This is a genomic window from Arthrobacter sp. zg-Y20 (assembly GCF_030142075.1).
Classification (GTDB): Bacteria; Actinomycetota; Actinomycetes; order Actinomycetales; family Micrococcaceae; genus Arthrobacter_B.
In genome coordinates, this window is the sequence record NZ_CP126241.1 from 2,837,131 (window position 1) to 2,849,893 (window position 12,763).

Annotated in this window: 14 protein-coding genes and 1 tRNA gene; 4 read left to right on the forward strand and 11 right to left on the reverse strand. The window is 66.9% G+C overall.

Features of this window, described 5'->3' with window-relative positions:
- Nucleotides 1-199 precede the first annotated feature (199 nt).
- From fdhA to QNO06_RS13585, 5 genes are all read right to left on the reverse strand, one after another.
- Nucleotides 200-1,423, reverse strand: coding sequence for a formaldehyde dehydrogenase, glutathione-independent (gene fdhA / locus QNO06_RS13565; RefSeq protein WP_227912742.1), 1,224 nt, complete (start codon nt 1,421-1,423; stop codon nt 200-202).
- A 207-nt stretch (nt 1,424-1,630) separates the two neighbouring features.
- Nucleotides 1,631-2,032, reverse strand: a complete 402-nt coding sequence (trxA, locus tag QNO06_RS13570; RefSeq protein WP_227912741.1) for a thioredoxin — start codon at nt 2,030-2,032, stop codon at nt 1,631-1,633.
- Between the two features lie 79 nt (nt 2,033-2,111).
- Nucleotides 2,112-2,549, reverse strand: a complete 438-nt coding sequence (locus tag QNO06_RS13575) for a MarR family winged helix-turn-helix transcriptional regulator (RefSeq protein ID WP_227912740.1) — start codon at nt 2,547-2,549, stop codon at nt 2,112-2,114.
- A 120-nt stretch (nt 2,550-2,669) separates the two neighbouring features.
- Nucleotides 2,670-2,751: transfer RNA gene (locus QNO06_RS13580), tRNA-Tyr, on the reverse strand.
- Nucleotides 2,752-2,889: 138 nt separating this feature from the next.
- Nucleotides 2,890-3,222 carry a hypothetical protein gene (locus QNO06_RS13585; protein WP_227912739.1) on the reverse strand — a complete coding sequence of 111 codons (333 nt, stop codon included), beginning with the start codon at nt 3,220-3,222 and terminating at the stop codon, nt 2,890-2,892.
- 133 nt (nt 3,223-3,355) lie between these two features.
- Between QNO06_RS13585 and QNO06_RS13590 the strand changes: the two genes are divergently transcribed.
- A complete protein-coding gene (locus QNO06_RS13590) occupies nt 3,356-3,847 on the forward strand; it encodes a YajQ family cyclic di-GMP-binding protein (RefSeq protein ID WP_146360925.1) in 492 nt (163 codons plus the stop codon).
- A gap of 112 nt (nt 3,848-3,959) precedes the next feature.
- Here the strand turns inward: QNO06_RS13590 and QNO06_RS13595 are convergent, their stop codons facing one another.
- The 3 genes from QNO06_RS13595 to QNO06_RS13605 form a co-directional block, all read right to left on the reverse strand.
- Nucleotides 3,960-4,637, reverse strand: coding sequence for a histidine phosphatase family protein (locus QNO06_RS13595; RefSeq protein WP_227912738.1), 678 nt, complete (start codon nt 4,635-4,637; stop codon nt 3,960-3,962).
- A 77-nt stretch (nt 4,638-4,714) separates the two neighbouring features.
- Nucleotides 4,715-5,587: a zinc metalloprotease HtpX gene (gene htpX / locus QNO06_RS13600; RefSeq protein ID WP_227912737.1), complete on the reverse strand. Its 873-nt coding sequence runs from the start codon at nt 5,585-5,587 to the stop codon at nt 4,715-4,717.
- A gap of 144 nt (nt 5,588-5,731) precedes the next feature.
- Nucleotides 5,732-7,003, reverse strand: a complete 1,272-nt coding sequence (locus QNO06_RS13605) for an MFS transporter (RefSeq protein ID WP_227912736.1) — start codon at nt 7,001-7,003, stop codon at nt 5,732-5,734.
- A 114-nt stretch (nt 7,004-7,117) separates the two neighbouring features.
- Here QNO06_RS13605 and QNO06_RS13610 point away from each other — a divergent pair, with 114 nt between their 5' ends.
- Nucleotides 7,118-7,861: an MBL fold metallo-hydrolase gene (locus tag QNO06_RS13610; RefSeq protein WP_227912735.1), complete on the forward strand. Its 744-nt coding sequence runs from the start codon at nt 7,118-7,120 to the stop codon at nt 7,859-7,861.
- Between the two features lie 170 nt (nt 7,862-8,031).
- On the opposite strand, the gene QNO06_RS13615 is transcribed toward QNO06_RS13610, so the two are convergent.
- Nucleotides 8,032-8,814 carry an esterase/lipase family protein gene (locus tag QNO06_RS13615; protein WP_227912734.1) on the reverse strand — a complete coding sequence of 261 codons (783 nt, stop codon included), beginning with the start codon at nt 8,812-8,814 and terminating at the stop codon, nt 8,032-8,034.
- Nucleotides 8,811-9,602 (reverse strand): alpha/beta fold hydrolase, encoded by a 792-nt coding sequence (locus QNO06_RS13620; protein ID WP_227912733.1) that lies wholly within the window; start codon nt 9,600-9,602, stop codon nt 8,811-8,813. The genes QNO06_RS13615 and QNO06_RS13620 overlap by 4 nt, the downstream gene beginning before the upstream one ends.
- A gap of 158 nt (nt 9,603-9,760) precedes the next feature.
- On the opposite strand from QNO06_RS13620, the gene QNO06_RS13625 reads away from it, so the two are divergent.
- Nucleotides 9,761-10,210: a Fur family transcriptional regulator gene (locus QNO06_RS13625; protein ID WP_227912954.1), complete on the forward strand. Its 450-nt coding sequence runs from the start codon at nt 9,761-9,763 to the stop codon at nt 10,208-10,210.
- A gap of 51 nt (nt 10,211-10,261) precedes the next feature.
- Complete coding sequence (locus QNO06_RS13630) at nt 10,262-11,752, forward strand: catalase (RefSeq protein WP_227912732.1); 1,491 nt, start codon at nt 10,262-10,264, stop codon at nt 11,750-11,752.
- A gap of 156 nt (nt 11,753-11,908) precedes the next feature.
- On the opposite strand, the gene QNO06_RS13635 is transcribed toward QNO06_RS13630, so the two are convergent.
- Complete coding sequence (locus tag QNO06_RS13635; RefSeq protein ID WP_231708729.1) at nt 11,909-12,757, reverse strand: prenyltransferase; 849 nt, start codon at nt 12,755-12,757, stop codon at nt 11,909-11,911.
- Between the last annotated feature and the right edge of the window lie 6 nt (nt 12,758-12,763).

Below are 12,763 nucleotides of genomic sequence, written 5' to 3' on the forward strand. Positions count from 1 at the left end.
CTCGTGTACAGCCGTGGGCAAATGCGAGTGGTGGGGACCGGTTCGGCGTGGTGCCGAACCCGGGGCCTTTGGACCAAACGAGCGTACCGCCGGGCAGGGAAGCACCAGAAGGGCAGGAGACGCAAAAAGGAGCCGGCAGGCCTAATTGGCGCTGCCGGTTCCTTTCCCCGGGCTGTAAGCCCGCCTTTGCCTTCCTCGACTAGCTGTGCGAGCCCACCATGCCGTTGGGGTCGATGACGTACTTGCGGGCTGCACCGGAGTCGAACTCGCGGTAGGACTCCGGTGCCTGGTCCAGGCTGATGGGCGTGGCGTTGACCGCCTTGGCGATCTGGACCCTGTCATGGAGGATCGCCATCATCAGTTCCCGGTTGTACTTCATCACCGGACACTGCCCGGTGGTGAAGGACAGGGACTTGGCCCAGCCGGTGCCCAGGTCCAGGCTCAGGGACCCCTTCTGCGCCGCTTCGTCGATACCGCCCGGGTCACCGGTGACGTAGAGGCCTGGAATGCCCAGGGCACCGCCGGCCGCGGTGATGTCCATCAGGGCATTCAGGACGGTGGCCGGGGCTTCGGTGTCCGATCCGGAGCCGTGTCCGCGGGCTTCGAAGCCCACGGCATCCACGCCGCAGTCCACCTCCGGCACGCCGAGGATCTGCTCGATTTGGTCCTTGGGATCGCCCTGCGAAATATCCACCGTCTCGCAGCCGAAGCTGCGGGCCTGTGCCAGCCGCTCCTGGTTCAGGTCACCCACAATGACGGCCGCGGCTCCCAGCAGCTGGGCGGAGGCGGCAGCTGCCAGTCCCACCGGCCCGGCACCGGCAATGTATACGGTGGACCCAACCCCCACACCTGCGCTGACGGCACCGTGGTACCCGGTGGGGAAAATGTCCGAGAGCATGGTCAGGTCCATGATTTTCTCCATGGCCTGGTCCTTGTCCGGGAACCGCAGCAGGTTCCAGTCCGCGTAGGGAACCAGGGCGTACTCGGCCTGTCCGCCGACCCAGCCGCCCATGTCCACGTATCCATAGGCACTGCCGGGGCGCTCCGGGTTCACGTTCAGGCAGATCCCGGTCTTGCGTTCCTTGCAGTTGCGGCAGCGGCCGCAGGAAATATTGAACGGCACCGAGACCAGGTCTCCAACGTTGATGAATTCGACATCCGGTCCGGTTTCCACCACTTCGCCGGTGATCTCGTGGCCGAGAATAAGGTTGGGCGGAGCCGTGGTCCGGCCGCGGACCATGTGCTGGTCCGAGCCGCAGATGTTGGTGGTGACCACTTTCAGGATGGCCGCGTGCGGCAGTTTCCGGCCGATGTTGGCGGGATTCACCCCCGGCCCGTCTTTCAGTTCGAAGGTGGGATAGTCAATGTCCTGGACTTCCACTACCCCGGGTTCAATGTAGGCAACTCCCCGATTGGAACTCATGGCGGCCTCGCTGTCTTTCGTCGTCTCTGACTGGTTGCAGGACGTGCCTCCCCCGGGGCCTGCGCCCTTGGCAGCGAGGGTACAGCGGGCAGCACGACGGCGGTAGACAGTAGCAGTTGTGGATCTTTGCCTCAGCCTGCGGCGGGCGTTAAACGCTTAGCAGGCAGGCACCCTGACCGGGTACCTGCCTGCTGAAAACGGTGGGGACTAGCCCTGGGTGGGCTGCCCGTTGGAGCCGGCCGCTGCCTCGCGCTCCTGTGCGGCGATCTGCTCGTGCACGGCCTTCATGTCCAGGCCCTTCACGGCATCCACCAGTTCGCTGAACTGGCTCGCATTGAGTGCGCCGGGCTGGGAGAACACCAGCACCTTCTCGCGGAACGCCATAAGCGTGGGGATGGAGGTAATGCCTGCGGCGGCGGCCAGGCCCTGCTCCGCCTCGGTGTCCACCTTCGCAAAGGTAATGTCCTCGTGCTTCTGCGAAACCGAGTCGTACACGGGTGCAAACTGCTTGCACGGTCCGCACCAGTCCGCCCAGAAGTCCACGAAGACGATGTCGTTTTCCTCGATGGTTTCGGGGAAGGTTGCTTCGGTGATGTCGATAGTAGCCATACGCTCAACGCTAGCGGGGCGCTGGGACATTGTCTCTACTGTTCGCTGAACGGTGAAGGCCGTTCGGTGAAGGCCGCGGCTAGGCCCCGGGCAGTTTGCTCAGCCGCCGGATCACCGGCAGCGCTTGGGCCAGGGCGTTGCGTTCTTCCCCGCTGAGCTGCTCGAGGAGTGTTGCCATCAACGCGGTCCGGCTGCCGTTGGCTTCCCGCAGCTCCTTCGCTCCGACCGGGGTAAGGATGACCCGGACGCCGCGCGAATCGTGCGGGTCCGGGCTGCGCACCACCAGGCCCGCACCTTCAAGCCGGATGATCTGCTCTGTGGCGCTGGGCACCTTGACGCCCAGGTTCCGGGCAATTTCGCTCACCCGCAGGCCGTCACCGGCCGCCATTTTCAGGATGCTGACCTGCGTGGCGCTGAGGTTCGTCTCCGCATCCATGTTGCGGGCAATGTACAGTGCCAGCCGGAGGGACTCACGGAATTCGTCCGCAAGATCGTCCAGGGCGGGATCGGTCGTCATAGTTAGGTAGCCTAATATTTTGGGGAGCCGGATGCAAGGCCCGCCCCGTGGCACTGAGCATACAACGCGCACACACAGAAAAACCCGCCCCCACCGTGACGGTGAGGACGGGTTAGTCGGTGGCAGATGAGGGATTCGAACCCCCGTAGGCGTTGCCAGCTGATTTACAGTCAGCCCCCTTTGGCCGCTCGGGTAATCTGCCGAACGTCTTCAAGTGAAGACTTTGTCCGCAGTATCTGCGGGCAAGACAACTTTACCGAAGATTCTCCGAAGTTACGAATCGGGCCAAAAATGCCGCTGAAACAGGGCCCTGCGGCGGTTCCCGCCCCTCGGCTCACGGCTACAGTCCGCGCAGGATCCTGGCCTCGAGCTGTGCATAGAATCCGTCCGCCTGCGTCTGGGTCACCGACCCCCACTGCACTGCGTTGAGCAGGTCCGCACGGATGCCGGCCAAACGCTCCTGCGTTCCCTGCGCGTGTGCGGTCCGGGGGTTGCCGGCGTCGGGGGTGGCGACGGGACTGCTCTCCGCGGCCCGCGCGGGCGGGGCACCCGCCGTGCCGAGACCGGCAGCAGAAGCGGCCGCGAGGAAAGAGCCGGCCGCGGCGGTGCGGATCCGGACGGAGGCGGGACGGCGGAGGAACTGGCCGGAATAGGCCGTCGGTTTCTTTTCCACCCCCTCACCGTTCCGCACTTCAATGGGACAACACCGGGGATTGGCTGGATGATCGCTGGGAACCGAGCGCCCGAACCGCGGCGACCTACTACGCTAAGACACAGGAAAAGAGTCACCGACCCAAGGAGTTCCCATGGCAAGCGAGTCTACGTTCGACGTCGTCAGCAAGATCGATAAGCAGGAAGTGGCCAACGCGCTGAACCAGGCGCAGAAGGAAATTGTCCAGCGCTACGACTTCAAGGGCGTCGGCGCCGAGGTGGACTTCAGCGGCGAGAAGATCCTGATGAAGGCCAACTCCGAGGACCGCGTGAAGGCTGTCCTGGACGTGCTGCAGTCCAAACTGGTCAAGCGCGGCATTTCGCTGAAGTCCCTGGACGCCGGAGAGCCCTTCGCCTCCGGCAAGGAGTACCGGATCGAGGCCTCCATGAAGGAAGGCATCGCCCAGGACCAGGCGAAGAAGATCAACAAGCTGATCCGCGACGAAGGCCCCAAGGGCGTCAAGTCGCAGATCCAGGGCGACGAGCTGCGCGTCAGCTCCAAGTCCCGCGATGATCTCCAGGCCACCATGGCGCTGCTTAAGGGCGCGGACCTCGAGGTGGACCTGCAGTTCATCAACTTCCGCTAAAGCTCCAGGCAGTCCCGGTTTCGGCCGGCACAGCGACGGCGCCTCCCCCTCTGCGGGGACGGCGCCGTCTGCGTTCCAGGGCTCCTGTGTTCCAGAACCTTACGCCCGTGTTCTAGAGCCTTACGTCTTCGGCGGCAGGACCGTCGTCGCCGTAGTCCTCCACAGATTCCCCACCCACGGGCTCACCCATCCAGGTCAGCAGCTGCCACGGGCCCACGCCGCCGACGGCGGGCTCCGGCGCTTCCAGCACGGCGATGCCGGTGTTACTCAGGGCGTTGCGGACAATGAAGTCCGGTCCCACGTTCTGCGCCCGGGCGGTGACCCACGTCCGGATCATCGCGCCGTGGCTGAAGATTACCGGCGCCCGCAGCCCGGCGGCGGCCAGTTCGCCGACGACGCCGTCAAAACGCGCCAAGGTGCCCGCGCCGTCCGGGCCGCCGGGCATCCGGGCCTCCGTCTCCCCGTTGACCCAGCGGTACACGGTTTTGAGGTAGGCGATGATCGAATCCCGGTCATTGCGCATCTCGAGGTCGCCGGCGGAAATTTCCCGCAGCCCGTCCCTGATCTCCACCGGCAGCCCCAACTCGGCAGCCAGCGGCGCAGCGGTGAGCTGGGTGCGCACCAGGTTGGACGCGAAGACCCCGTCGATGGGCTCGTGCCCGAGCGCTTCCGGGAGCGCGGCGGCCTGCTCGAGCCCCAGCTCGGTGAGTCCGGGACCGGGGACGGCAGTGTCCAGGTAATGCTCCACATTGGACGGGGTCTGGCCGTGGCGGATCAGTATCAGGCGCATGCTCGAAGCCTACTTCGTCACTGGGTTGGGCTGGGCCGGGAGCCGGCGGGTTCAGGAAGCCGGCAGGCCGGGACCGGTCAGGAGCCCAGCGCGCGGCCGGCCATCCGTTCCAGGCGCTCAATCCGCTGATCCATCGGCGGATGCGTGGCCAGGAGGCCGCGGACGCCGGCGCGGAACGGGTTGGCAATCATCAGGTGGGCGGTGTTGGCCAGCTTCTGGTCATTGGCCGGCAACGGGGCGCGCTGGGTTCCGCTCTCCAGTTTGCGCAGGGCCGAGGCGAGCGCCAGCGGATCGTCCGTGAGCTTGGCACCGTCTTCGTCGGCGTCGTACTCCCTGGTCCGGCCGATGGCCATCTGGATCAGGGACGCGGCAAACGGGGCCAGAATGGCCATGGCGATGGCTGCCAGCGGGTTCGAGTTGCGGCGGTCGCCGCCGCCGAAGAAGAGCAGGAACTGGCCCAGCGAGGTGATGACGCCGGCAATCGCGGCGGCGACCGAGGAGGTGAGGATGTCGCGGTTGTAGACGTGCATCAACTCGTGGCCGAGCACACCGCGCAGTTCACGCTCGTTCAGCAGGACCAGGATGCCCTGGGTGCAGCACACCGCGGCGTGCTGCGGGTTGCGCCCGGTGGCAAAGGCGTTGGGCGCCATGGTCGGGGAAACATACAGCCGCGGCATGGGCTGGCCGGCCTTCGAGGAGAGCTCCCGGACAATCCGGTACATTTCCGGCGCCTGTGCCTCGGTCACCGGCACGGCGCGCATGGCCCGGATGGCGAGCTTGTCGCTGTTCCAATAGCTGTAGGCGGTGGTGGCCAGGCCGATGGCCAGGAAGATCCAGATGTACGCGGGGCTTCCCGTACCCGAGGACAGAATCGCCCCGATTCCCAGCAGCACGGCAAACAGCACACCGAACAGTGCGGCAGTCTTGAGGCCGTTGAAATGGTGATGCACGGGTACACAGTCCTTTCAACGCAGGCCGCTGCCGGCCTGCAGCTTCTACGGTAGGTCCGTTTAGTTCAACGCAGAACCATCCCGGACTGTTCCGCGCCGTTCTGCGTAGAACACGCCCCGGACACCGGGGCGGGAGGAGCCGGCTCAGGGCTCGGGATGCAGGGCGTCGTAGCGGGCAAACCGCGGCTGGGTACGGGCCAGCACCCCCACCAGCGCCAGGCAGATCAATCCGCCGAGCACCGCGGCCCAGCCCTCCCCCAGGAAGGAAGCGTCCACGCCGGCCACCAGGTCCCCCAAGCGGGGACCGCCGGCCACCACCACCACGAACACACCCTGCAGCCGTCCGCGCATCGCGTCGGGGGTGGCGGCCTGCAGGATGGTGGAGCGGAAGACGCTGCTGATCGAATCGGCTATCCCGGCGCACGCCATGGCAGCGGCCGCCGGGATCAGCCAGCGGGACGGGACCGCGCCGTCGTTGTGTCCGGCCAGGACCACCACGGCGCCGAAGGCCGATACGGACAGTGCCCACGCCGCCACGGACCACAGCACCGCCAGCCCCTGCCGGCGGACCAGCCCCAGCGGACCGGAGAACAAACCGGCCAGGAAGGCACCCACTGCCGTCGCGGCCAGCAGTACGCCCACCGTCGTCGCGCCGCCGCCGAGCGCCAACGCCCCGATGGCCGGCAGCAGGGCCCGCGGCTGCGAGAAGACCATGGCGCACAGGTCCACCACAAACGTCATCCGGATGTTGGGGCGGGTGCCCAGGAACCTGAATCCCTCCAGCACCGATTTCAGCCCGGCTTTTTGCACCTTGCCTACCGGCGGCATGGGCGGCAGCCGGTACAGCGCCCACATGGCGGCAGTGAAGGTGACCACGTCAATGGTGTAGGTCCAGCCGTAGCCGACCCTGGCCACCAGCACACCGGCCAGCAGCGGACCGGCGGTCATGGCCAGGCCGAAGGTAATCATGCTCAGCGCATTGGCGGCCGGCAGCAGTTCGGGGCGGACCAGCCGGGGAATGATGGCGCTGCGGGCAGGCTGGTTCAGTCCGCCGGCGCCGGCATTGACGGCCACCAGGAAGTACAGCAGCCAGACGTTGCCCACTCCGGCCCAGGCCTGCGCGGCAATGCCGATGGTGCTGCCCCAGAGCAGCAGTGAGGAAACCAGTGCGACTTTCCGGCGGTCGTACGCGTCCACCACCGACCCGCCGTACAGCCCGGCCAGGACCAGCGGAACCAGGCCCACCAATCCGAGCAGGCCTACGTAGAAACTGGATTCCGTCAGTGCGTAGACTTCCAGGCTCACCGCCACGAGGGTGAGCTGGGTGCCGACGGCGGACAGCGCCGTTCCGGTCCAGAGGCGGCGGTATTCCGGGCTTTCACGCAAGGGGGTGAGGTCGGCGAGGAGTCTTGGCACCCCAGCAGTCTAGGGGCGCACCGGACAGATCCCGGCCATCACCCGCCCACATGAATAGCAAGCATGCTTAGGATGGAGAGCAGTCCACCGTTTCCACCCCAAGGAGGAACCGCAGTGTTTACCCGCAGCGTCGCCGACGGCATCCACCGCATTGAACACGCCTACGTCAACGTGTACCTGGTCGAGGACGACAACGGGGTGGCGGTGATCGACGCGGGACTGCCCGGAATGTGGCCCCACCTCACCGGAGCCCTGGACGAGCTGGGCTACGGCCCCGGAGACATCCGCGCCCTGGTGCTCACGCATGCCCACTTCGACCATGTGGGCACGGCGGCCCGGCTCCGGCAGGAGTACCGCACCCCCATCCTGGTCCATGACGCCGACCGCTACATTGCCGCCCACCCCTACCGCTACGAGCACGAGAACAACCGGTTCCTGTACCCGGTGCGCCATCCCAAGGCCGTTCCGGTGCTGGGCGCCATGACGCTTGCCGGGGCACTGAACGTGCGCGGCGTTACCGATGTGCACAGCCTCACCCGGGACTCCGGCGACGCCCTGCCCGGCACGCCCCGGATCATCTACACCCCGGGCCATACCGCCGGGCACGTGGCCCTGCACTATCCGGACCGCGGAACGCTCATCAGCGGCGATTCCCTGGTGACCCTGGACCCCTACACCGGCGCGCGCGGCCCGCAGATCGTCTCCGGCGCCGCGACGGCGGACAGCGCCCAGGCCCTGGCTTCCCTGTCCATGCTGGCCGACACCGACGCTCCCCTGCTGCTGACCGGGCACGGGGAACCGTGGCGGGACGGATCGGCGGCAGCCGTGGAGCAGGCACTGGCCCGCGGGGCGTCCTGACTCCGTCCGGTTCCAGGTCCCGGGTTCAGCCCGGTTCCGGGTTCAGCCAGGTTCCAGGTTCAGCCCGGTTCCGGGTTCAGCCCGGTTCCGGGTTCAGCCCGGTTCCGGGTTCAGCCCGGTTCCGGGTTCAGCCCGGTTCCGGCACTACAGCAGGGCACGACGGCGCCGGGCTAGCTTCCGGCGTCGTCCAGCTCCTGCTCGAGTACCTCAAGGAGCCGAGAGTCCCCGATGGGCCGAAAATGCCCCATGGTTTCCAGCTGGATGTTGCGTGCTCCGGCGAGGTGGCTGCCGGCCGGAATGTGCGGGTCGAAGCCGCTGTAGACCGAGGTGATCCTGCGGTTCACTTCCTGGTTGCGCAGCAGCTCCTGCAGGAACGGGTCCCGCGGGGAAAAGGCGCGGATGCTCGCCAGCGGAAACAGCCGGGCGTAAACGGATCCGGAGAACGGGGTGTTCACGGCGATCATCCGTTCCACCCTGCGGGCACCTTCGGGCAAGGTCATCAGGTGCTTGCCGATCAGCCCGCCCTTGCTGTGCGCCACCACCAGCACGCCGTGCAGGTCCTGTTCCACCAGGTAGCGCTCCACCAGCACGGCGGCGTCTTTGATGACACCGCGGTTGTAGCCCAGCGGGGCCACGGTGTGCACCGGATGCCCGCGCTCGAACAGATAGTCGGCCAAGGGGCGCAGGAACTGCCAGTTTTCGTAGACGCCCGGAATCAGCACCACCGGCACCTGCTGCGGTCCCTCGGGGTGCAGGTAGGCGGACGGGTCGCGGCGCAGGAAAAAGTTCCGGACCTGCCAGTAGGCCACGTAGGCGTAGTCCGAGGCCCAGCCTCCGGCTTCCCTGGCCCGGCGGAAGATCCGCCCCCGGCGCCGGGGGCGGACCCCGGCGCCGGGAGCTGCCCCTTCCAGCGTGGGCTCTGCGCTGCCTTTTTCCCGCGGTTCCTGCGTCACCGGGAGGGAACCGCCGAGTGCAGCAGGGCGGCGGTCTCAACCGGACGGTTGTACATCATCACGTGCGGCTGGCCGGGCACTTCCGCCGTGCGGGTGCCGGGCCGGGCTGCGGCCAGCCGGGCCAGCCAGTCAGCGCGGACCACCGGATCCTTGCCTCCGCGCACCAGCAGCACCGGCGGCTGAACGCCCCGGATCCGTTCCTCCATCCGGTGCCGGATCATCACGGGCAGCGTTTTGAGGTACCAGCGCGGCCCCGCCCGGAACAGATAGTCGGTGACCAGGATGGCATTGACCGCAGGGGGTTCGCCCAGGCAGTCCTGCAGCAGCCGCAGCGCCTGCAGCGGCGCGGAACGTTCGGCGTCGTTGATGGTCGGACCCAGGAGCACCACCGATGACACGGCGTCGGGAGCGGCGAGCGCCATTTCGACTACCACCTGGCAGCCCATGGAGTGGCCCACCCACTGCGCGCCGCGGATACCGGCGGCCTCCAGCGCCTGAACGGCAATCCGCCCGAAATCCTCCATCTGCAGCTGCCGCTCCGGCTTGGGCGCTGTACCAAAGCCGGGCAGTTCCAGCGTATGGACCGTGGCCGTGCGTGCCAGCTCCCAGATCAGCGGGCCGAAGTACCGTTCGGAGGCACCGATCCCGTGTACCAGCACCACCTCTGAACCGGAGCCGGGCCACGCCGGCGTCCCGGCGTCGTCGTACCGGCGGTACGTGCGCAGGTCCACCCGCGCATCGCCCACCGCCACACGCTGGAATTGTGTTCGTGCATCTGCTGCAGGCACGCTGCCCCGCTTCCCTGTGATGTTCCTGAAGGTGCTGTTCCCTAGGGTGGTGTTCCCAAGGTGGTGTTCCCTCTGCCTAGGCCCAGCGTACCGGGGCCGGCACAAGTAAGGCGGGACTTATTATGAGTAGCTCAGAATAAGTGTGTACGATGAGTGTCATGACCGGGACAGCAGCAGCAGAGGAGACCACCGCCAAGTGGTCCGCTGAGCTGCGCGCACACGGCCGCCGGGTCACCAAACAGCGCCTGGCCGTGCTCCGGGCTGTTGACTCCGCACCGCACACGGCAGCGGACGACGTCGCCGCAGCCGTCCGCGCGGAACTTCCGGACATCACGGTGCAGTCGGTATACGTGGTCCTCGCGGACCTGGCCGAGACGGGACTGGTCCGGAAAATCGAACCGCCCAACTCACCCGCCCGGTACGAAACCCGGGTGAACGACAACCACCACCACGCGGTATGCACCGGCTGCGGACGCATCGAGGACGTGGACTGCGCCGTTGGCCACGCCCCCTGCCTCACCCCCGGGAACACCCACGGCATGACCATCCAGATTGCCGATGTGCTCTACCGCGGGCTGTGCACGGACTGCGCCGCCGCAGCGTCCTAGCCCGCACCCCCAACTTCCTCCCTTTTTGCCAGCACCAGAGAAAGAACCAGCATGTCCAACTTCACCACCACGCAGACCGGCACCCCGGTTGCCAGCGACGCACACTCGCTGAGCACCGGTGCCGACGGCGCCATTGCCCTCCACGACCGTTACCTGGTCGAGAAGCTGGCCCAGTTCAACCGGGAGCGGATCCCGGAGCGCATCGTGCACGCCAAGGGCGGCGGCGCATTCGGTGAATTCGTAGTTACCGAGGATGTCTCCAAGTACACCCGCGCGGCTGTCTTCGCCCCCGGCGCCGTCACCGAAACCGTCCAGCGGTTCTCCTCGGTGGCCGGCGAAATGGGCTCCCCCGACACCTGGCGCGACGTCCGCGGCTTCGCCATGCGTTTCTACACCACCGAGGGCAACTACGACATCGTCGGCAATAACACCCCGGTGTTCTTCATCCGCGACGGCATCAAGTTCCCGGACTTCATCCACTCGCAGAAGCGCCTGCCGGGCTCCGGCCTGCGCGATGCGGACATGCAGTGGGACTTCTGGACCAACTCCCCCGAGTCTGCCCACCAGGTCACCTACCTCATGGGCGACCGCGGCATCCCGCGCTCCTGGCGTGAAATGCCCGGCTTCGGCTCGCACACCTACCAGTGGATCAACGCTGCGGGCGAGCGTTTCTGGGTGAAGTACCACTTCACGTCCAACCAGGGCAACCACGAAATCACCGGCGCCGAAGCCGAGCGCATTGCCGGCGCCGACGCCGACTACTACCGCCGCGACCTGTACGAGAACATTGCCGAGGGCAACTTCCCGTCCTGGGACCTGCACGTTCAGGTCATGCCGTACGAAGACGCCAAGACCTACCGGTTCAACCCGTTCGACCTGACCAAGGTCTGGCCGCACGCGGACTACCCGCTGATCAAGGTGGGCACCCACACCCTGAACCGCAACCCGGAGAACTTCTTCGCGCAGATCGAGCAGGTTGCCCTGTCCCCCGCGAACCTGGTTCCCGGCATCGACGCCAGCCCGGACAAGATGCTGATGGCCCGCATCTTCTCCTACCCGGATGCCCAGCGCTACCGCGTAGGTGCCAACTACAACCAGCTGCCGGTCAACGCACCCAAGGCTCCGGTGAACAACTACTCGCAGGACGGCGCCATGCGCTTCTCCTACAACAGCCCGGAAACCCCGGTCTACGCACCGAACACGCTCGGCGGCCCGGTGGCCGACGCAGCGCTGGCCGGCGCGGGCAGCTGGGAGAACGACGGCGCCCTGGTGCGTTCCGCGCAGACCCTGCACTCCGAGGACAGCGACTTTGTCCAGGCCGGTACCCTGTACCGCGAGGTCTACGACGACGCCGCCAAGGAACGCTTCCTGGAAACCATCACCGGTGCCATCTCCGGTGTGCAGCGCCCGCACATCCGCGAAGCAGCGATCCAGTACTGGACCAACGTTGACGCGACGCTTGGCGGGAAGCTGCGCCTGTCCCTGGCCCAGGGCGAAACCACGGCCAACGAAAAGGCCGAGTTTGTGGGCGTCGCGGAGTAACTGCTCCCTTCAGAAGCTGACGCCGGTTTACGGCAGGCCCGCGTAGACAGCAGCGGCCGGTCCCCTCGGGGGCCGGCCGCTTTTGCGTGTGCTGCTGCCTGCCGGGCTTCTAACCCGGCAGGGTTCTGGCCCGCCGGGTTCTTACCGGCTGGGTTCTTACCGGCTGGGCCAGTACCAGATGATCAGCAGCGTCACCAGGAAACCGGTGAGGAAGTTCAGTTTCAGGAACCGCTTCCACCCGGCGTTGGCGGCGGCGGAGCCGGAATCGGTAATCCCCATGAACGGCAGCAGGTTGAGGATGTAGGGCACGGCCAGGAGCCCGCCCAGCAGGGCCGGCCATGGGGTCATCAGCATCAGCAGGCCCGCAGCCAAATACGCGGCTGCGGCAAGCCGCACCACGGGCCGGGCGCCGAGCACGGTGGCGATGGACCCGATGCCGCCCTCCCGGTCCGGCACCACGTCCTGCACGGCTCCGAAGGCCTGGCTGGCCATTCCCCAGAGGAAGAAGGCGCCCAGCACAGCGCACAGGCCGGGGGTGAACACAGCCCCGGCAAGCACCAGTCCGTACAGGGCCGGGCTGACGAAGTGGGTGCTGGAGGTCATGGAGTCCAGGAACGGGCGCTCCTTGAACCGGAGGCCGGGAGCGCTGTAGGCAATGACGGCGAACACGCTGATGGCCAGCACCAGCCAGGACAGCGGGCTGCCCAGCAGCACCAGGGCGGCGAGGAAGGGCACGTTGGTGGCCAGTGCCGCCCAGAGGGTGACGCGGTGGAAACTGCGGTCCAGGACCGCGCCCTCCACACCGCCCTTGCGTGGATTGTGCAGGTCCGACTCATAGTCGAAAACGTCGTTAATGCCGTACATCGCCAGGTTGTAGGGCACCAGGAAATACAGGGTTCCAATCACCCATGCAGCGTCAATGCGTCCCGTGGTCAACAGGTACGCGGCAGCAAACGGGTAGGCGGTGTTGACCCAGGACAGCGGCCGGGAGGACACCAGCAGCATCCGCAG